Below are 16,916 nucleotides of genomic sequence, written 5' to 3' on the forward strand. Positions count from 1 at the left end.
GCGTCGTTTGCCATCGTCCGGGTTGGCAAATCACGCCATCGATCAAGCCACGCGAGCTCGCCGCCGATGACGATTTTTCCCGTCGGGCAGCCGAAATTTGACACGAGTCATGGCGCGGCGTCGCCGAGGGCCAGAGACTCGGCCTGTCATTGAAAACTGGAAGGAGGATCCATGGCCGAAACCCTTCAAGCTGTTCCCGCCGATGAAACCGCCGCTGAAGCAGCCATCCCTGACGCAGCCGCGCCCGAAAGTGCCGCCGCATCGCCTGACAGGAAGGGTCCGCGCGCGTTTCCGGTCGTCAATGCCGACGCAATCCGCCACGCATTCGAAAGCGGCAAGTATCCCTACGGGCACAAGCTGGCGACCAAGGCTTACGAGGCAGAAAAGGCCAGGCTTCAGACCGAGTTGCTGAAGGTCCAGCTTTGGGCGCAGGACACCGGACAGAAATTCGTGATCCTGTTCGAGGGGCGCGACGCCGCAGGCAAGGGTGGCACCATAAAGCGCTACATGGAACACCTGAATCCACGTTTTGCCCGTGTCGTGGCGCTGAACAAGCCCTCGGATGTCGAGAAGGGACAGTGGTTCTTTCAGCGTTACATCGAACACCTGCCGACCGCCGGGGAAATGGTCTTCTATGACCGCAGCTGGTACAACCGCGCGGGCGTCGAGCGGGTCATGGGCTTCTGCTCGCCCACCGAATATCTCGAGTTCATGCGCCAGGCGCCCGAGGTGGAACGGATGCTCGTTCGTTCCGGCATCCGGCTTTACAAGTATTGGTTCTCGGTCACGCGCGAAGAACAGCGCAGGCGCTTCATGTCACGCGAGACGGATCCCCTGAAACGTTGGAAGCTTTCGCCCATCGACAAGGCGTCGCTTGACAAGTGGGACGACTACACCGAGGCCAAGGAGGCAATGTTCTTCTACACCGACACGGCGGATGCACCGTGGTTGATCGTGAAGTCGAACGACAAGAAACGCGCCCGTCTGAATTGCATGAAGCATTTCCTGTCCTCGCTGGACTATCCCGACAAGGATCTGACGGTTGTCACCCAGCCCGACCCCCTTATCGTCGGCCGTGCCAGCCATGTCGTTCACCAGGCGGAACACATCCTGGGCGCTTCGCTTCATCCGGACCTGCGGCGCAGCAAGGTCTGATACTGCGGTCACGTTGGCCGCATTGAGGCTGATGCATGACTGCTCTGCGCCGGTGGGGCTGGTCAAACGCGGCGGCAGGGCCCATCCTTGTGCTGCGCCGCAGCATGGCGGTGCCTGCAAGGAGGCCGCCATGGCCGCTGCACCTGCAAAAGGTGTCCGGATCGCCTCGCATTCGCCGGCAGAGCCCGGCTGGCGGGACCGGATGAAGGCGCATCTGCTGGGCCTTGGACCTGACGCCCGGCTCAACCGCTTCTTCACATGGGTGTCCGACGCGCATCTGGAGCGCTACGCCGCGACGTCCCGGCCCGAGGTCGTCTTCGACGCCGTGGAAAACGGTGTCATCGTCGGCGTGGCAGAGCTTTACCGCTGGCCGGATGTGTCGGGCGAGGGCGAGATTGCCGTATCGGTCAACGAAGGCCATCGCCGGTCAGGCATCGGACAGGCGTTGATCGACGCCGCGCTGAAGGAAGGTCGGAGGCGCGGCTTCGCGGACGTGCATCTCTACTTCCGCAAGGCGAACGCGGCGATGCAGCGCATCGCAGCGCGCTCAGGCCTGGAGCCGCTTGACAGTGGTGATCCGAACATCGCCGAGGTACACGCGCGGTTTGGAAAGACGCCCCTCTGGCGAAGGTTGTTGCGACTTGGGGGGCACCCATCTGGCTGATCTCTACGCCTCTGGACCTGTCTCAACCGTGGCTGTAATCCTCGGGGATGAGCGCGCGACTGTCATATCCGGCCCATGCAAGGGCGCTGCTGGTGCTGGGCCTGCCGCTGATCGGGTCCAACATCGCCCAGATGGCGCTGCATGTCGCCGACACGGTCATGGTTGGCTGGTATGGCACGATTGAACTGGCTTCTGTCGTCATCGGGTCCGCCACCTTTTTCGTCATTTTCATCCTTGGTTCAGGTTTTGCCCAGGCGGTAATGCCGATGGTGGCCTCGGCGCTTGCGCGCGGGGACGAGGTGCAGGTGCGGCGCGACACGCGGATGGGGCTCTGGCTGTCGATCGGCTTCTCGGTTCTCACGATTCCGGTTTTCTGGTGGTCGGGCGCCCTGCTGCTGGCGCTTGGCCAGGAGCCGCGCGTGGCCGAACTTGGACAGGATTACCTGCGCATCGCCGGACTTGGCATGCTGCCGGCGCTTGTCCTGACCGCACTGCGAAGCCTGCTGTCCGCATTGGAGCGTGCCGGCGTTGTCCTGTGGGCGACGATCGCGGGGGTTTTCCTGAACGTCTTTCTCAACTGGCTGCTGATCTTCGGCAATTGGGGGGCGCCCGAAATGGGCGTGCGCGGCGCGGCGATCGCTTCGGCCTCGACGCAGTTCCTGATGATGGCCTTGCTGGCGCTCCACTCATCGTTTCATCCGGCCCTGCGCCGCTTCCAGCTTTTCGTCCGGTTCTGGCGGCCGGACTACGCGGCCCTGGTTCAGGTCTTCCGGCTGGGCTGGCCCATCGGGCTGACGGGTCTTTTCGAAAGCGGCCTATTCGAAGCGGCGGCGATCATGATGGGATGGATCGGCGCGGTCGAGCTTGCATCTCACGGGATCGCGCTGCAGTTGGCCGCGATCACCTTCATGGTCCACCTTGGCCTGTCGAACGCCGCGACCGTGCGCGCCGGAAGAGCCTTTGGCATCGGAGACATGATCGGATTGCGCGACGGCGCGCGGACGGCGATCTACATGTCTTCGCTCTTCGGCGTACTGGTCGTGACCGCCTTCCTGATGCTGCCAGAGCCGATGATCCGTCTGTTCCTGGATCCCGAAAACCCGCAAGGCCCCCAGATCGTTGCCTACGCTACCAGCCTGGTGGCCATGGCGGCCCTGTTCCAGATGGCGGACAGCGCGCAGGTCATGGCGCTGGGGCTGCTGCGCGGCATCCATGACACGAGGGTGCCGATGGTCATCGCGTCGATCAGCTATTGGCTTATCGGGATTCCGGTCAGCTACCTGCTGGCTTTTCCGATGGGCATGGGGGGCATCGGGCTATGGCTTGGCCTGGTCGCGGGGCTGACCGTGGCGGCCGTCCTGCTGATGTGGCGGTTTTGGCGCTGGCGCGGCATAGCCGCTCAGCCCGCCTGATCCCGCGCGGGCTCTCTGGACGGGCGTTCGGATCTTTTCTTCACCAAAACAGATCTCAGGTCATGCATGGCCAGAAGCAGCGCGTCGGTGACCTGGTCAAGCTGTGCCTCGCTTGCCCGTGTCTGGGCCCAATGCGCGGTCTGGTTCAGGTGGTCCACGGTTCTGAGGATGTCGTCGGTATCGCGCCGCGCGACCAGCGCCTGGCGTTGGGCTAGCCAATCCCGTATCGCGGCAAGGTCCCCTGGTGACAGCGTGCGTCCGCCCTGCGGCTTGATCTCGCCGTTCTTCACGTTGACGACGGCGATCTGGTCCATCTCGATCCGGCGCATGCGGTTTTCGGTATCGACCCGAAACACCGCCGCGCCGTTTTCGCGGATGCGGAAGTAGAACTCTGGCAGTTCGGACATGGCACCCGCCCTTGGTTTTCGCAGACTTTAGGGGCCGCGGCGGGCGCTGTCAAAAGCACCGCGCCGCTTTTGCCGTTCGCTCAACGAAGCCCTGCACAGAAGTTCTGGATGCGCCGGCAGGCTTCCTCAAGCGCCGCGTCCGAGGTCGCGTAGCTGACGCGGAAGTTCGGTGACACGCCGAAGGCCGCACCGAAGACGACCGCGACGCCGGTTTCCTCAAGCAGTGCAGTGGCGAACGCCTCGTCATCCTTGATCGGCGCCCCACCGGCCGAAGTCTTGCCGATGCAGCCGGAAATGTCGGGGTAGACGTAGAATGCGCCCTCGGGGCGCGGACAGGTGATGCCGCTCGCCTCGTTCAGCATCGATACGACCAGGTCGCGGCGGCGTTGGAAGAGCTTGCGGTTTTCGTCAAGGAAGCCCTGCGGCCCGTCCAGCGCCTCGACCGCCGCGTATTGCGAAACCGAGCAGGGGTTCGATGTCGATTGCGACTGGATCGTGCCCATCGCCTTGATCAGCGCGACCGGGCCGCCCGCGTAGCCGATGCGCCAGCCTGTCATCGCATAGGCCTTGGAGACGCCGTTGCAGGTCAGCGTACGGTCGTAAAGGCGGGGCTCCACCTGGGCCGGCGTCGCGAATCTGAAGTCGTCGAAGACAAGGTGTTCGTACATGTCATCCGACATGATCCAGACCTGGGGATGACGTATCAGAACATCGGTCAGTGCCTTCAGCTCCTCTGCGGTATATCCCGCGCCGGTGGGGTTCGAGGGCGAGTTGAAGATGAACCACTTGGTCTTCGGCGTAATGGCGGCCTCAAGCTTTTCGGCTGTCAGCTTGAAATCCGTCTCGATCCCGCATTCGACCGTCACCGGCGTGCCGCCGGCCAGAAGCACCATGTCGGGATAGCTGACCCAGTAGGGCGCGGGGATGATCACCTCGTCCCCCGGATTGCAGGTGGCCATCAGCGCATTGTAGAGGATCTGCTTGCCGCCCGTGCCCACGGTGATCTGCGACGGTGTGTAGTCCAGGCCGTTTTCGCGCTTGAACTTGCGGCAGATGGCGGCCTTCAGCTCCGGGATGCCGTCTACGGCGGTGTATTTCGTCTTGCCCGCGTCGATCGCGCGCTTGGCTGCGTCCTTGATGTTCTGGGGCGTGTCGAAATCGGGCTCGCCCGCGCCAAGGCCGATCACGTCCTTGCCATCGGCTTTCAGTTGCTGCGCCTTGGTCGTCACGGCGATGGTGGGCGACGGTTTGACGCGGGCCAATGTGTCGGAAAGGAAGGCCATCGGGGGTACTCCGGTTTGTAATTGCCGGGCCCATGTCATAGGTTGGGTGCAGAACCTGTTCAAGCGGCAACGAGAGGAGACACCATGCCCGACGTAACCGATGAAAGCTGGTATGCGGACAGCATCGCGACCTTTGGCGATCGTCTGGCTGCTGCGCGCGAGGCGCAGGGGATCAGACAGGAAGAGTTCGCCCAGCGTCTTGGCGTCAAGCTGAAGACAGTGCGGCAGTGGGAAGAAGACGCGCGAGAGCCGCGCGCCAACCGGCTTCAGATGATCGCCGGCATGCTTGGCGTGTCCATCATGTGGCTGCTGACCGGAGAGGGGCCGGGCGTTGCGCCACCCAGCTCCGATGACAATGGCAAGATGACCCGCCTTCGGGGCGACCTGCGCGTGCTGTATCGCGATGCGTCAGAATTGGCCGGTCGCATCGCCGCGCTGGAAAGCCGCCTCGAACGGTTGATCGGACTGGAGGCCGCATGACCGACCCGCACGAGGCCAGGCTGAAACGGCTCGCCATGCGGTCGTGGCGGCGGGGAACCAAGGAAATGGATCTTATCCTTGGCCCCTATGCCGACGCACACCTGGCTTCGATGCAGGCCGATGCGCTTGAATTGTATGAGCGTCTTCTGGCCGAGAATGATCAGGATATCTATCCCTGGATGACCGGTGTCGCGGATGCGCCGCCGGTCCTTCGGCCCCTGGTGGCCGACATATCCGCCTTCGCGCGCGCACGTCACGCGAAGGCGCACTGAGCCTTCACGCTTTTAACAGAAACTTTGGCTTTTTCGCCCAGTCTGCCCAAAGGCAAGACCAAGGTGGAGGCCAGGATGACCATTCACGCAGCCGTGCCGGACACGCCGCAGGCGCATGTCCTGGCGGGCTATCTGGAAACGCTGGCGCTGCTCGAACGGCTGCATCGCCTGTTGCTTGACCTTATCAAGGACGAGTTCGAACGGCTGGGCATGTTCGAGATAAACCCGGTGCAGGCGCTGTTGCTGTTCAATGTCGGCGACGCCGAGGTGACGGCGGGCGAATTGAAAAGCCGCGGCTACTATCAGGGGTCGAACGTCAGCTACAATCTGAAGAAGCTGGTGGATGGCGGCTACATGCATCACGAACGCTCGACCGTGGATCGCCGTTCGGTTCGGGTAAGCTTGACAGCCGAGGGCAGGCGGGTCCGCGATGTCGTCGCCGCGCTGTTCCGACGCCACGCCGACGGGATGGAGGCGCGCGGCCTGATCGTGCGGCTGATGGCCGAGGAAACCAACACCACGCTCAAGCGGCTTGAGCGCTACTGGACGGACCAGATCCGGTACATCTACTGATTGGCAAGACCGGACAGACGCGCAAGGACGTCCGGCGTCAAGCGGAACTGAGCCGACAGCGGATAGTCGAACAGAGCATTTTCAATCCGTACGCCCGCGCCGATGTTATGCGCTACAAGGGGGGTGCCGTCCGGCGAAATCCGCGCGGTCACGATCATCACATGCGGCCTGTTGTCCGGCAACCGTGACGTCACGATGTCGCCGGGTCGGAACGCCGCTGGTGTTGGCCCAATCGGAACCTCCGCCCCGGTGCGGCGAAAGAGCGCCTCGAGGTTCGGCACGCGGCGATGGTCGATGTTTGCGTCGGGGCGGGTGAGCCCCCATAGCGCCGGATAGGCTTGGAAATTGCGCGTCATGTCGTGATGAACCGCCGCCTGCAGGTCGATGCCCAGCCCGGCCCGAAGGGCACGGATCACGACGTCGGTGCAGACCCCGCGCTCGGCCGGAACATCCCCGCCGGGAAAGGCCAGCGTCACATAGGCGGGATCATAACGACTGGTTACGCCCACCTGCGCTTCTGCCGCTGTGATCAGACGCGCCGCCTCGGGCGTGGTCGGAACCAGATGGGCGTCCGGCACGGCGGGGTTGACAAACTGCGCCATGACGACCTGCGCTGCCACGCGCGCTTCTCGCGGCCAGTGCAGGGCCACCGTCGGACCCGCCACCGCGAGAGTCGCCGCAAGAATCAGCGTCTTTCGCATCTACCCTTCTTCTCCATCGGGTTGCGCAGCCGCGCCAATGATCGCGAATCCGATCTCGCGCCTCAGCTTGCGCGCCATTGCCTCTTCATAGTCGCGGTAGTCCCCAGCTTGCTCCAGAAATGCGCCGGGGCCGCGCAATACATGAGACATGTAGAATTGCGCGACGTTCGGGTCGGATCCCGTGATGACAAGGCCGTTTACCAACGTGTCACCGAACGGAAACGCCCGGTACGCGTCGGAAGGGGCGAACGCCTCGTTGTTGACGCCGTCGCCAGAGATATCAAGCGTTCGCCGGTCGCAAGCCGGCCCGCGATCCAGCAGCGTTGAGCCGAACCCAAGAGCTGCACCAAGCGCAGTCGGATAGTCCTGGTAGCTGCGTTGCGCCGATGCGATGCGTTCGGCGGCAAGCGTCAGGTCCATGTCGTTCCGGATCGGCGTCCAGTCAAGCACCATGGCCTGCTGCCAGCGCCCGCTCCATTCGTATACGGCGATCGCGACCCAGCGGGGGTCACCGGAAAACAGCGCTTCTTTCACCTGTTGCGACAGAAGCGCGGCGGCAAGGCCGTCGCGCTGAAGCGCGTATTCCTGCGGATCGACCGAAGACGAGACATCAAGCCCCAGCGCCAGCGCCAGACGGCACTCTGCTGCCGCAGCCTGGGTCGCGGGAAAACCGAATGCAAGTGCCAGGGCCAAAGCCTTCACCCACGATCCTCCCGCGGTTCGAGGCGGCCCAGAAGCTGCTCGGTCAACTCTCGCTCAAGCTTGCGGCGGAAGACGCGTGGGAAATCGCTGTGCTGGCGCGCGACTTCGACGAAGGCGCCTTTGCCGTGGATCAGGTGCTGCCGGTAGTACACGGCGATGTCGGCTTCATGCCCGCCGATCGCCAGCCCGTTGACAAGAATGTCGCCAAGGTCGCGCCGCGCGCGGACTTGTTCAGGTGCGTCGCCGTCGTTGTTGCGACCGTCGCCCGATATGTCCAGCGTCCTCACTGGGCAATCCCCTGACCGGTTCAGCAGGTCCAGCCCGAAATCCAGCGCCTCCCCCAACGCTGTCGGCAGTTTGTCCTCGGATCTGGGGTGCGCCGCAACCCGGGCCGATATCGCGTCGATATCCGATTGGGTGCTGATTTCGGTCCAGTCGACCACGATCGCTTGCGCGCCCTGGCCCGACCATTCGTACAGCGCCAGGCGCACGGGCTGATCGCCCCCCAGAAGCGCGCGAACGATTTCTGGTGCGGCCAGCGCGGCAAGGATCCCGTCGCGCTGGATCGCGTAATCCTGCACATCGACCGAACGCGATACATCGAACCCCAGCGCCAGCGCCAGACGGCAGGCGCCCCAGCCGGGCCCCGCCCAAAGCGACAGCGCCGCCGCCGCTACCAGTGCCCTGTATTGCCCATGCTGGCCCAAGGTTCCGCCTGCGTTTTTGCCTCGCCCTTCTGCAGCAACTCGACCGAGATGTTGTCGGGCGACCGGACGAAGGCCATCCGACCGTCGCGCGGCGGCCGGTTGATCGTCACGCCGTTCGCCTGAAGATGCGCGCAGGTGGCGTAGATGTCGTCGACCTCGTAGGCCAAATGCCCGAAATGGCGGCTGTCCGAGGGCAGCCCCGGATCGCCGTCCCAGTTCCAGGTCAGTTCGACGGGGCACTCCTCCTGACCCGGCGGCGCCATGAACACCAGCGTGAAGCGCCCGCCTTCGTTGTCCCAGCGCCGCGTTTCCTTCAGCCCGAGCAGCTCGTAGAACGCCATCGATTTATCAAGGTCCAGCACCCGGACCATCGTATGCAGATATCGGATCGTCATCTTTCCCCCGTCTTTCATTGGCCCCCAGACTACCACCCTGCTCCGGTTTTCCAAGCCGCCCGGAAAAAACACGGCAGACACATTCCATCGTGGTGTCCTGTGCGCCTGCATCAATATAAGGTGGGTAACGATTCGATGATGCGGAGGACGACCGATGACCCTCACCCCCGAACAGCAAGCCGAAATCGACGAGGCCCGCGCCACCACTCGGCCGACGCTGCGCGCCACCTCCGAGGGGATGGAGCGCCGCCTTTACGTCGCGCACGAGGTGCTGGACCATGGCCTTGTCCGCGTCATCGACTACATGGGCGACGACGCCGCCATCACCCAGGCCGCCCGCGTCAGCTACGGCCGTGGAACCAAGGCCGTGCAGAACGACGAGGGGCTGATCCGCTATCTGATGCGGCACTGGCACTCGACCCCGTTCGAGATGTGCGAGGTCAAGTTTCACGTCAAGCTTCCCGTCTTCGTCGCCCGCCAGTGGATCCGCCATCGCACAGCGAACGTTAACGAGTACTCTGCCCGCTACTCGATTCTGGACCGCGAATTCTACATCCCCGCGCCCGAACACCTGGCCGCGCAATCGACGGTCAACAACCAGGGCCGCGGCGAATTGCTTGAAGGGGACGAGGCGCAGCGAGTGCTGGACATCCTGCGCGACGACGCCACCCGCGCCTACGATCATTACGAAGACATGCTGAGCCAGGACGGGCAGAAGGGCCTGGCTCGTGAACTCGCCCGCATGAACCTGCCCGCGAACGTCTACACCCAGTGGTACTGGAAGGTGGACCTGCACAACCTGTTCCACTTCCTGCGCCTGCGCGCGGACGCCCACGCCCAGTACGAAATCCGCGCCTATGCCGAAACGATGTGCGGAATCGTCAAGGACTGGGTCCCGCTCGCCTACGCCGCCTTCGAGGATTACCGCATGGGCGGCGCGACGCTGTCGGCCAAGGGGGTCGAGGTCCTGAAACGCCGCTTGGCCGGCGAGGTCGTCACGCAAGAGACCTCGGGCATGTCGAAGGGTGAATGGCGGGAGTTCGAAGGCGTTTGGGGGTGAGATGCCGTCAAAATCAAGAAAGTTTTTTCACGACAAACTATATCCAGATGTAGTTCAACTCATCGCCACTCACGGTCTATTGAACGCGCCAGGACGAGGGAGGCGATACCTTGGGCACATTACCCGTAGTGGCGTGGTTATGTTATGTGCCGCTTGGGAGTTGTATACAGAAGAAGTCATTGTTGAAGGAATTGATTTCTTAGTGAAGAGTTCTATGAGTCCAGAATTTTTGCCCGCCAATGTCAAAACAGAGATAGCGTCAGTAGCAAAGAAGTCAAAACATGATCACGGCGCCTTGGAATTGTGTGGAGATGGTTGGAAGGATGTCTACAAGAATGCTGCAGTGGCTGAGTGTGCCGTTTTAAATACACCAAAATTCTCGCAGGTATCTGGATTGTTTCAGAAATGGTTAGGTGTTCCCGCCGAGGAATTAGAAGGCGCTTGGCGGCATCCCGCTGATTCTCTGAACGATTTTGTTGGGCTGCGTGGCGAAATTGCTCATCGAGGCGCAGATGCGCAATATGTCCGCATTGAACGTCTTACTGAATTGACGAATCTTGTTGACGACTTGGTAGTAGATACTGATAACTTTCTTTGTCATTATCTCAGACGAATTTCCACCTCGAACAAACGACCTTGGAATGCGATTCCCGTTGCGCACTAGGAGAATATGCGGGGTCGGCGCAATTCATTCGGTGTATTACTGATAGATTTGCGCTGAATAATTAATAGGGTTCTCTTTATGAGTTCTCTGAAGTTAATAATCTAGGATTTTGGAGCGCCAGCGCCAGCGCACCCTTCATTCCCCCTTGCGCCATTCGCCCCTTGGTGCGACGCTCAATCCATGGACCTCTGGCAAAAGTGGGCGAAAGCGCCCGACAAGATCGCTCCCGCGCCGACGCGCTTCCTCATGTTGGCGATCACCGCGGTCGTGGTTTCCGGATGCGAGGAACTGGTGGACCAGTATCACGACGACCGCCACGTCATGAAGATCCTCCGCGACGGCGAATACCGCTTCGTGGACGAAGAGTTCTAGCGTGCAAGGAAAAAGGCCCCGCCGATCGGACGGGGCCTTGCCCGGACGGATCGTCCGATCACTTGTTGCGCTTCGACACCTGGTCGCCGACTAGACCACTGCCGACGTTGCCCCAGCCGCCGGTCCCGCCGCCCGAGACATAGCTGGCGACGCCGCCGTTGCCTTCAAGCCCAAGCGCTTCCTTGATGGGCGAATTGTTTCCACCGCCGCCGCCCTTCAGCGCCGCGGCCATGTTCTGTGCCGCGTCCTTGTTGCTGTCGGCCATCGCCGGCGCGGCAACAGCCAGAAGTCCCGCCGTCAGGATCGTCAGAGTCGTTTTCATATCTACCCCCATTGTTGTGCCGTCTTTTAGATCGACCCTTTGACTACGGGCGGAAGGGCAGGCTGGATCATGTCTTCACCGTTTCGTGAATGTGGATCAGAAATGTCTGCGCCGTTCGTGGGGGGGGCGTGCCGCAGGGCGTGCTTGGCTCTGGCCCCGCGGGCTGCTATTGCCGGTCCGCTGACTGTAAGGATAGGACACCCATGATCCTTTATGGCATCCCGACCTGCGACACCTGCCGAAAGGCCAGGAAAGAGATCGAGTCCGCTGGCAAGGCCGTCGCCTTTCGGGACATCCGCGCCGAGCCGCTTGAGCCGGAACAGGTCTCCCGCTTCTTGTCCGTGTTTGGCGACCGTCTGGTGAACCGCGCGTCGGCGACCTGGCGGGGGCTTGACGACGATGCCCGTGCGGCCGCTCCGGAAAAGCTTCTGGCCGATCATCCGACGCTGATGAAGCGCCCGGTGATCGAGCACGAGGGCGAACTGATCCTTGGCTGGACCGCCGAGGCCAAGGCCCGCGTCCTGAAATGAAAACGGCCCGCGGGGCGGGCCGTTGCATGCGCGTTGGCGAAGTTCAGAGCAGCTTGAGGTCGGAGGCCGACGACCGCCCGTCGCGCCCCGCCTGAAGTTCGTACGAAACCTTCTGATTGTCGTTCAGCGACTTCAACCCAGCCCGCTCGACCGCGGAGATATGGACGAAAATGTCCTTCCCGCCGTCATCCGGGGCGATGAAGCCATAACCCTTCGTCGAATTGAACCATTTCACGGTGCCGGTGGCCATCCGTTTACTCCCTGTTTAATTCTCCGCCTGCGAGATTGCCTGCGGATCGTGCAGCCAGGTCTTTCACTCAGTCCGGCTGCCCCGAAACGAGGAGCGGTAGAAAGTCTGCGGTCACGCGGAGTGAAGGATGAGCGATTTGCGCAAAAAATCAAGAATTTTGACGATAAGGTCAGAAACCGCGCGCTTTGGCTCTGGCGCGGGCAAATAGTCGGTCCAGGGAAAGCGGGCCGGCCCCAAGGAAGACGAGGATGGAGAGCAGCACCATCCACAGCGCGCGCTGATCAAGGATCAGCGCGTCGGATGCCCTGTCGAACCAGCTTCCCAAGTCGCTGCCGCCGATGCCATGGCCGTAGACGTCGGTCAGGCTCTGGACGACGACGAAGCCCATCATGCCAAGCGCGGCAAGCCGGGTGAACAGGCCGACAAGGATCAGGGCGGGCAAGGTCAGCTCGGCCAGGGTCCCAGCCAGAACGACCAGGTAGTGAAACACGCCCAGCTGGCTCACGTCATAACCGACAGCCTCGACCGCCTTGGGAAATATCTGAATGTAGGCCCCATCGCGTGGGAACAGAATGCCGAAGATGCCGTCGCCAACCTTGGTGCGCGCCGAGTTCCAGAAGTAGACAAGCAGCACGCCCGCGAAGCCAAGCCGCGCCAAGGTGGGAAGGACGCCAGGCGCGACGCTGGCGAGCGTCGCAGAGACTCGGTCGTAAAGGGCAAGAAGCATGTTCATGTCGCATCTCCTGCGGCGATTTCCGCGATGACGCGCCTGCCGACCAGGATCGTCAACGCTGCGGTCAGATCCATCTCCGGCGCTCGATCAAGTGCTTCGGACAGCTGCGCGCCCTCCATGAGCGCGGCAATGAAGTCCCCCGCACCGTTCGGCAGCAGGACAGGCTCGGGGTCGAATTCCGGACGCACGATCAAGACGTCCTCGGCCGCGGCCGCTTTGGGTGGGTTCTCGCCCAACACGTTCGCGGCCCAGATCGACCTGATGGGCCAACGCGACCGCAATAACCTGGTCGGGGGGGTGAAGCGCACCCGCGCCGACATCAGGCGGTCTGGCGAGATCGATGCGAACAATTCGCGGCGCATGGGGCATGCGTCGGCAGCATGGTAGGAGTGGCGAATGGCAAGTTCCAATCGCGCGACATCGGGAAGATAGCCCAGATGCCGCACCGGGTCGAAGCCTTCAAGAAAAGCAGGCATGTCTTCGCCATAGAACATCAGAAGCGGGGACTTGGGCGGATGCGCGCGCAGGTGCACGCGCGCCATGTCCGCAAAGAACTCAGCCCCGACCAGCGCATGGACGACGGGAAACGCCTTGCGCAGGGCTTCTGTCAGGGATGCGGTGACATTGTTCCGGTAGACATTGAAACGCTTCGGCGCGGGACGGCCCTCAGGATCCGTAATGCCAGCGGGCAGGGGCCTTTCGGGGTCAAGAAGTGCCGCGCGGAATTCGGACTGGTTCATGCTTTCACCCGGTCGAGGATGCGTGCGGCGCGCGCGGCTTCGGCGGCAAGCACGGGCCAGTCCGGCACGTCGTTGTCCCACTCGATCAGGGTGGGTTTCGCGCCGCCCAGTTCGATCGTCCGAGCGTAGAGTTGCCAGACAGGGTCCACGACTTCCGATCCGTGCGCGTCGATCAGAAAAGGCTGATCTGTATCGTCACGGTCTTCATCATGGCCGCCAAGGTGGATTTCCTTGACCAGATCATGCGGAAATCGGGTGATGTAGTCCTGCGGATCGGTTCGCCGGTTCGTGCTGGATACGTAGACGTTGTTCACATCCAGAAGCAGTCCGCAGCCGGTGCGGCGGGCAAGTTCGACAAGGAAATCGATCTCATCCAGCGCCGATCCGGTGAGCTCGACGTAAACCGAAGGATTCTCCAACAGCATCTGGCGTCCCAGGCATTCCTGCACCTGGTCGATGTGGCGGGCGACGCGTGCCAGCGTCGCATTTGTGTATGGGAGAGGCAGCAGATCGTTCAGGAACTCTGCCCCATGCGTGGACCAGGCCAGGTGTTCCGAGAAACTGGCGGGGTTCAGCCAGTTCAGGAGATGCTTGAGCCGGTCAAGGTGATCGCGGTCCAGTGGCGCTTCCCCCCCGATCGACAGGCCCACACCATGAACCGAGATCGGAAACCGTTCGGCCAGGTGGCGCAGTTGCGCGATCGGGCGTCCACCGGCCCCCATGTAGTTTTCTGCATGGATCTCAAGCCATTCAACCGGTCCTGGGTGCTCCAGAATGTTCGATATGTGCTGGGGCTTGTAACCGATACCGGGACTGGTCGGCAGTCTGCGGCGGGAACCCTGGTCCAACATTTCTTACCCCCTGGTTGCAAGCGTCCCCCCACGCCAGTGCACGGGGGGACTTGTTTCCATCAGCTCTGGGGAAGATCGCGCTCGAGCGCCTCAAGAGATCCCATGCGGCCGTCGGGAAGCTCCATCGTGGTGCAGGTGCCGGCCGGCACCAGCTTCCAGGAGTTGCCCTGATAGTCGACCGTCGAGGTTCCAGCGCAGGTCGTGCCCGGACCCGCGGCGCAGTCATTCTGTCCGGCAAGCGCCACGCCGAAGCATTTTTCGTTTTCCTGGGCGACGGCGGGCGTGGCGAACTGTGCGGCGAGGGCTGCTGCGAGAGAGCTTGCAACGGCGAGGGTCTTGACGGAATTGGACATTATCTTCCTCCTGAAATGTGTTGCGTCGTTTCTTTATCGACACCGGAGTCCTATCCGGCGGACGGCGTAACGGGCCAGTCACGACCCCGTGGGCCACGCCGGTGTGACCCAGTGAAACATTGCTGATGAAGGTCCAGCACGCCGCAGGTAAAGAAAAAAGCGCCCTGAAACGGGGCGCTTTTCTTTATATATCAGTGATTTGCCAGATCAGGCGGCGCCGCTTCCGCCGTTAGAGACGATAGCACGTCCGACAGCGCCACCGTTTCAGTGCGCGTCTCGCCCAGTCTGCGAAGTGAAACAGTCCGTTCCGCCACTTCCTTCATGCCGATCGCGAGGATCACGGGAACCTTGCCCACCGAATGTTCGCGAACCTTGTAGTTGATCTTCTCGTTGCGGGTGTCCGCCTCGGCCCGGATGCCTGCATCGCGCAGCTTCGCCACGACCTCGTTCACGTAGTCATCCGCGTCCGACACGATGGATGCCACGACGACTTGCCGCGGGGCCAGCCAGATCGGCAGTTTGCCTGCGTAGTTTTCGATCAGTATCCCGAGGAAGCGTTCGAAGCTGCCCAGGATCGCGCGGTGCAGCATGACGGGCCGGTGCTTTGCGCCATCCTCGCCAACGTATTCCGCACCCAGCCGAACGGGCAGGTTGAAGTCGGCCTGGAAGGTTCCGCACTGCCATTCACGTCCGATCGCATCCGTCAGCTTGAAGTCGAGCTTCGGGCCATAGAACGCGCCTTCGCCGGGGTCGACCTCATAGTCGTTCGTGACTTTGCGGACGGCATTTTCCAGCGCGGCCTCGGCCTTGTCCCAGATCTCGTCGCTGCCGACACGCACGTCGGGGCGGGTGGACAGCTTGACGTCGAACTTGGTGAAGCCCAGGTCGCGATAGATCGAGGACAGAAGGCCGATGAAGTTCGCACATTCCTGCTCGATCTGGTCTTCGGTGCAGAAGATATGCGCGTCATCCTGAGTGAAGCCGCGCACGCGCATCAGGCCGTGCATGGACCCCGAGGATTCGTAGCGGTGGCAGGAGCCGAACTCGGCCAGGCGCAGTGGCAGGTCGCGGTAGGATTTCAGGCCCTGATTGTATACCTGCACGTGGCAGGGGCAGTTCATGGGCTTCAGCGCATTGATGCGCTTTTCCTTGGCATGTTCTTCCTCGACTTCGACGATGAACATGTTTTCGCGGTAGGCCTCCCAGTGGCCCGAACGTTCCCACAGGATGCGGTCGACGACCTGGGGGGTCTTGATCTCCTTGTATCCGGCACGGGCGAGGCGGCGGCGCATGTAGTCTTCAAGCGCGCGATAGACCGTCCAGCCGTTGGGATGCCAAAAGACCATGCCAGGCGCTTCTTCCTGCAGATGGAAAAGCTCCATCTCCTTGCCAAGCTTGCGGTGGTCGCGCTTGGCGGCCTCTTCCAGCATGGTCAGGTAGGCCTTGAGGTCCTCGCGGTTCTTGAACGCCACGCCGTAGATGCGCTGAAGCTGCTTCTTGGTGTGGTCGCCGCGCCAGTAGGCGCCCGCGACCGACATCAGCTTGAAGGCGTCGGCGGGAAGCTGGCCGGTATGCTGCAGGTGCGGGCCGCGGCACAGGTCCTGCCAGTGGCCGTGCCAATACATCCGCAGCGGTTCATCGCCGGGGATCGCCTCGATCAGTTCCACCTTGAAGGGCTCGTTCTTGCGGATGTAGTGCTCGATCGCGCGCGAACGATCCCAGACCTCGGTCTTGACCAGGTCGCGTTCGTTGATGATCGCCTTCATTTCCTTTTCGATCAGCCCAAGGTCCTCGGGCGTGAAAGGCTCATCCCGGTCGAAGTCGTAGTACCAGCCGTTCTCGATCACCGGGCCGATTGTCACCTTGACGTCGGGCCAGAGCTTCTGGACGGCGCGGGCCATGACATGTGCAAAGTCGTGGCGGATCAGCTCAAGCGCCTGGGCGTCGTCCTTCATCGTGTGGATGGCGATCTGCGCATCGTCTTCAATGGGCCACTGCAGGTCCCAGTGCTTGCCGTTGACGCTGGCCGAAATCGCGCTTTTCGCAAGCGAGGGCGCGATCGACTGCGCAACCTCGGCCGCGGTCACGCCCTTGTCGTAGTCGCGCTGCTTGCCATCGGGAAATGTCAGGGAAATCTGGCTCATGGCCGGCTCCTCGTCGGTTTGGCGCCCACGGAACGCCCGGTTGCGGGTGATGTCGCGCCTTATTCCTCAATCGCGGCGGGGAAGTCAATCACCGGGGGTTTCACGCCGTGCCGCTCGACGGTATTTGTCGCATGGAGCAAGGCAAA

23 protein-coding genes are annotated in these 16,916 nt (G+C 62.4%); 10 read left to right on the forward strand and 13 right to left on the reverse strand.

The features are described from left to right. The first annotated feature begins 171 nt into the window (after positions 1-171). From ppk2 to OEW28_RS06035, 3 genes are all read left to right on the forward strand, one after another. Entirely contained in the window at positions 172-1,155 is a 984-nt protein-coding gene (gene ppk2, locus OEW28_RS06025) for a polyphosphate kinase 2 (RefSeq protein ID WP_263733800.1), read from the forward strand. 130 nt (positions 1,156-1,285) lie between these two features. Beyond that, positions 1,286-1,819: a GNAT family N-acetyltransferase gene (locus tag OEW28_RS06030; RefSeq protein WP_263733801.1), complete on the forward strand. Its 534-nt coding sequence runs from the start codon at positions 1,286-1,288 to the stop codon at positions 1,817-1,819. A 47-nt stretch (positions 1,820-1,866) separates the two neighbouring features. Beyond that, on the forward strand, positions 1,867-3,231 hold the full coding sequence (locus tag OEW28_RS06035) for an MATE family efflux transporter (RefSeq protein ID WP_263733802.1): 1,365 nt from the start codon (positions 1,867-1,869) through the stop codon (positions 3,229-3,231). Here OEW28_RS06035 and OEW28_RS06040 read toward each other — a convergent pair. Together OEW28_RS06040 and OEW28_RS06045 are read right to left on the reverse strand one after the other, a co-directional pair. Further along, a complete protein-coding gene (locus OEW28_RS06040) occupies positions 3,219-3,638 on the reverse strand; it encodes a hypothetical protein (RefSeq protein ID WP_263733803.1) in 420 nt (139 codons plus the stop codon). The two genes, OEW28_RS06035 and OEW28_RS06040, sit on opposite strands and share 13 nt — an antisense overlap. Positions 3,639-3,718: 80 nt before the next feature. Further along, positions 3,719-4,921 carry a pyridoxal phosphate-dependent aminotransferase gene (locus tag OEW28_RS06045; RefSeq protein ID WP_263733804.1) on the reverse strand — a complete coding sequence of 401 codons (1,203 nt, stop codon included), beginning with the start codon at positions 4,919-4,921 and terminating at the stop codon, positions 3,719-3,721. An 84-nt stretch (positions 4,922-5,005) separates the two neighbouring features. Here OEW28_RS06045 and OEW28_RS06050 point away from each other — a divergent pair, with 84 nt between their 5' ends. The 3 genes from OEW28_RS06050 (at position 5,006) to OEW28_RS06060 (ending at position 6,246) form a co-directional block, all read left to right on the forward strand. Then, complete coding sequence (locus OEW28_RS06050) at positions 5,006-5,401, forward strand: helix-turn-helix domain-containing protein (RefSeq protein WP_263733805.1); 396 nt, start codon at positions 5,006-5,008, stop codon at positions 5,399-5,401. Further along, a complete protein-coding gene (locus OEW28_RS06055; protein ID WP_263733806.1) occupies positions 5,398-5,673 on the forward strand; it encodes an FAD assembly factor SdhE in 276 nt (91 codons plus the stop codon). The genes OEW28_RS06050 and OEW28_RS06055 overlap by 4 nt, the downstream gene beginning before the upstream one ends. Before the next feature lie 75 nt (positions 5,674-5,748). Beyond that, on the forward strand, positions 5,749-6,246 hold the full coding sequence (locus OEW28_RS06060) for a MarR family winged helix-turn-helix transcriptional regulator (RefSeq protein WP_263733807.1): 498 nt from the start codon (positions 5,749-5,751) through the stop codon (positions 6,244-6,246). Here OEW28_RS06060 and OEW28_RS06065 read toward each other — a convergent pair. The 4 genes from OEW28_RS06065 to OEW28_RS06080 are packed head-to-tail and all read right to left on the reverse strand — an operon-like array spanning position 6,240 to position 8,751. Further along, a complete protein-coding gene (locus tag OEW28_RS06065; RefSeq protein ID WP_263733808.1) occupies positions 6,240-6,947 on the reverse strand; it encodes a DUF1287 domain-containing protein in 708 nt (235 codons plus the stop codon). The genes OEW28_RS06060 and OEW28_RS06065 overlap by 7 nt on opposite strands. Beyond that, positions 6,948-7,649: a DUF1194 domain-containing protein gene (locus tag OEW28_RS06070; RefSeq protein ID WP_263733809.1), complete on the reverse strand. Its 702-nt coding sequence runs from the start codon at positions 7,647-7,649 to the stop codon at positions 6,948-6,950. Then, entirely contained in the window at positions 7,646-8,356 is a 711-nt protein-coding gene (locus tag OEW28_RS06075; protein WP_263733810.1) for a DUF1194 domain-containing protein, read from the reverse strand. Before OEW28_RS06075 ends, OEW28_RS06070 begins: the two co-directional genes overlap by 4 nt. Further along, on the reverse strand, positions 8,323-8,751 hold the full coding sequence (locus OEW28_RS06080) for a VOC family protein (RefSeq protein WP_263734383.1): 429 nt from the start codon (positions 8,749-8,751) through the stop codon (positions 8,323-8,325). Before OEW28_RS06080 ends, OEW28_RS06075 begins: the two co-directional genes overlap by 34 nt. 154 nt (positions 8,752-8,905) lie before the next feature. Here OEW28_RS06080 and thyX point away from each other — a divergent pair, with 154 nt between their 5' ends. The 3 genes from thyX (at position 8,906) to OEW28_RS06095 (ending at position 10,847) form a co-directional block, all read left to right on the forward strand. Then, complete coding sequence (thyX, locus tag OEW28_RS06085; protein WP_263733811.1) at positions 8,906-9,811, forward strand: FAD-dependent thymidylate synthase; 906 nt, start codon at positions 8,906-8,908, stop codon at positions 9,809-9,811. A gap of 1 nt (position 9,812) precedes the next feature. After that, the gene (locus OEW28_RS06090) at positions 9,813-10,475 is read left to right on the forward strand and encodes a HEPN domain-containing protein (RefSeq protein ID WP_263733812.1); all 663 of its coding nucleotides are present in this window, start codon (positions 9,813-9,815) and stop codon (positions 10,473-10,475) included. Positions 10,476-10,655: 180 nt separating this feature from the next. Then, entirely contained in the window at positions 10,656-10,847 is a 192-nt protein-coding gene (locus tag OEW28_RS06095) for a hypothetical protein (protein WP_263733813.1), read from the forward strand. A gap of 58 nt (positions 10,848-10,905) precedes the next feature. On the opposite strand, the gene OEW28_RS06100 is transcribed toward OEW28_RS06095, so the two are convergent. Further along, entirely contained in the window at positions 10,906-11,169 is a 264-nt protein-coding gene (locus tag OEW28_RS06100) for a hypothetical protein (protein WP_263733814.1), read from the reverse strand. 203 nt (positions 11,170-11,372) lie between these two features. On the opposite strand from OEW28_RS06100, the gene OEW28_RS06105 reads away from it, so the two are divergent. After that, positions 11,373-11,699, forward strand: a complete 327-nt coding sequence (locus OEW28_RS06105) for an ArsC/Spx/MgsR family protein (RefSeq protein WP_263733815.1) — start codon at positions 11,373-11,375, stop codon at positions 11,697-11,699. Between the two features lie 43 nt (positions 11,700-11,742). On the opposite strand, the gene OEW28_RS06110 is transcribed toward OEW28_RS06105, so the two are convergent. The 6 genes from OEW28_RS06110 to thrS all read right to left on the reverse strand — a co-directional run bounded on the left by OEW28_RS06110 (position 11,743) and on the right by thrS (position 16,770). Further along, the gene (locus OEW28_RS06110; protein WP_263733816.1) at positions 11,743-11,949 is read right to left on the reverse strand and encodes a cold-shock protein; all 207 of its coding nucleotides are present in this window, start codon (positions 11,947-11,949) and stop codon (positions 11,743-11,745) included. A 169-nt stretch (positions 11,950-12,118) separates the two neighbouring features. Continuing rightward, positions 12,119-12,682, reverse strand: coding sequence for a DoxX family protein (locus OEW28_RS06115; protein WP_263733817.1), 564 nt, complete (start codon positions 12,680-12,682; stop codon positions 12,119-12,121). Then, entirely contained in the window at positions 12,679-13,422 is a 744-nt protein-coding gene (locus OEW28_RS06120) for an HvfC/BufC N-terminal domain-containing protein (protein ID WP_263733818.1), read from the reverse strand. The genes OEW28_RS06115 and OEW28_RS06120 overlap by 4 nt, the downstream gene beginning before the upstream one ends. After that, positions 13,419-14,273, reverse strand: a complete 855-nt coding sequence (gene bufB, locus OEW28_RS06125; RefSeq protein WP_263733819.1) for an MNIO family bufferin maturase — start codon at positions 14,271-14,273, stop codon at positions 13,419-13,421. The genes OEW28_RS06120 and bufB overlap by 4 nt, the downstream gene beginning before the upstream one ends. Before the next feature lie 59 nt (positions 14,274-14,332). Continuing rightward, the gene (locus OEW28_RS06130) at positions 14,333-14,626 is read right to left on the reverse strand and encodes a BufA1 family periplasmic bufferin-type metallophore (protein ID WP_263733820.1); all 294 of its coding nucleotides are present in this window, start codon (positions 14,624-14,626) and stop codon (positions 14,333-14,335) included. A 191-nt stretch (positions 14,627-14,817) separates the two neighbouring features. Continuing rightward, entirely contained in the window at positions 14,818-16,770 is a 1,953-nt protein-coding gene (gene thrS / locus OEW28_RS06135; RefSeq protein WP_263733821.1) for a threonine--tRNA ligase, read from the reverse strand. Positions 16,771-16,916: the final 146 nt, after the last annotated feature.

The sequence above is a fragment of the Albidovulum marisflavi genome (assembly GCF_025751435.1).
In the GTDB taxonomy this organism is placed as follows: Bacteria; Pseudomonadota; Alphaproteobacteria; order Rhodobacterales; family Rhodobacteraceae; genus Albidovulum; species Albidovulum marisflavi.

Excerpts from the sequence above, each read along its gene's own strand:
- OEW28_RS06050 (WP_263733805.1), top strand. The coding sequence starts at position 5,006 with ATGCCCGACGTAACCGATGAAAGCTGGTATGCGGACAGCATCGCGACC.
- OEW28_RS06040 (WP_263733803.1), bottom strand. The coding sequence starts at position 3,638 with ATGTCCGAACTGCCAGAGTTCTACTTCCGCATCCGCGAAAACGGCGCG.
- OEW28_RS06115 (WP_263733817.1), bottom strand. The coding sequence starts at position 12,682 with ATGAACATGCTTCTTGCCCTTTACGACCGAGTCTCTGCGACGCTCGCC.
- thyX (WP_263733811.1), top strand. The coding sequence starts at position 8,906 with ATGACCCTCACCCCCGAACAGCAAGCCGAAATCGACGAGGCCCGCGCC.
- OEW28_RS06060 (WP_263733807.1), top strand. The coding sequence starts at position 5,749 with ATGACCATTCACGCAGCCGTGCCGGACACGCCGCAGGCGCATGTCCTG.
- thrS (WP_263733821.1), bottom strand. The coding sequence starts at position 16,770 with ATGAGCCAGATTTCCCTGACATTTCCCGATGGCAAGCAGCGCGACTAC.
- OEW28_RS06100 (WP_263733814.1), bottom strand. The coding sequence starts at position 11,169 with ATGAAAACGACTCTGACGATCCTGACGGCGGGACTTCTGGCTGTTGCC.
- OEW28_RS06055 (WP_263733806.1), top strand. The coding sequence starts at position 5,398 with ATGACCGACCCGCACGAGGCCAGGCTGAAACGGCTCGCCATGCGGTCG.
- OEW28_RS06065 (WP_263733808.1), bottom strand. The coding sequence starts at position 6,947 with ATGCGAAAGACGCTGATTCTTGCGGCGACTCTCGCGGTGGCGGGTCCG.
- OEW28_RS06030 (WP_263733801.1), top strand. The coding sequence starts at position 1,286 with ATGGCCGCTGCACCTGCAAAAGGTGTCCGGATCGCCTCGCATTCGCCG.
- OEW28_RS06045 (WP_263733804.1), bottom strand. The coding sequence starts at position 4,921 with ATGGCCTTCCTTTCCGACACATTGGCCCGCGTCAAACCGTCGCCCACC.
- OEW28_RS06090 (WP_263733812.1), top strand. The coding sequence starts at position 9,813 with ATGCCGTCAAAATCAAGAAAGTTTTTTCACGACAAACTATATCCAGAT.
- OEW28_RS06130 (WP_263733820.1), bottom strand. The coding sequence starts at position 14,626 with ATGTCCAATTCCGTCAAGACCCTCGCCGTTGCAAGCTCTCTCGCAGCA.
- OEW28_RS06105 (WP_263733815.1), top strand. The coding sequence starts at position 11,373 with ATGATCCTTTATGGCATCCCGACCTGCGACACCTGCCGAAAGGCCAGG.
- OEW28_RS06095 (WP_263733813.1), top strand. The coding sequence starts at position 10,656 with ATGGACCTCTGGCAAAAGTGGGCGAAAGCGCCCGACAAGATCGCTCCC.
- OEW28_RS06035 (WP_263733802.1), top strand. The coding sequence starts at position 1,867 with ATGAGCGCGCGACTGTCATATCCGGCCCATGCAAGGGCGCTGCTGGTG.
- OEW28_RS06120 (WP_263733818.1), bottom strand. The coding sequence starts at position 13,422 with ATGAACCAGTCCGAATTCCGCGCGGCACTTCTTGACCCCGAAAGGCCC.
- ppk2 (WP_263733800.1), top strand. The coding sequence starts at position 172 with ATGGCCGAAACCCTTCAAGCTGTTCCCGCCGATGAAACCGCCGCTGAA.
- bufB (WP_263733819.1), bottom strand. The coding sequence starts at position 14,273 with ATGTTGGACCAGGGTTCCCGCCGCAGACTGCCGACCAGTCCCGGTATC.
- OEW28_RS06080 (WP_263734383.1), bottom strand. The coding sequence starts at position 8,751 with ATGACGATCCGATATCTGCATACGATGGTCCGGGTGCTGGACCTTGAT.
- OEW28_RS06110 (WP_263733816.1), bottom strand. The coding sequence starts at position 11,949 with ATGGCCACCGGCACCGTGAAATGGTTCAATTCGACGAAGGGTTATGGC.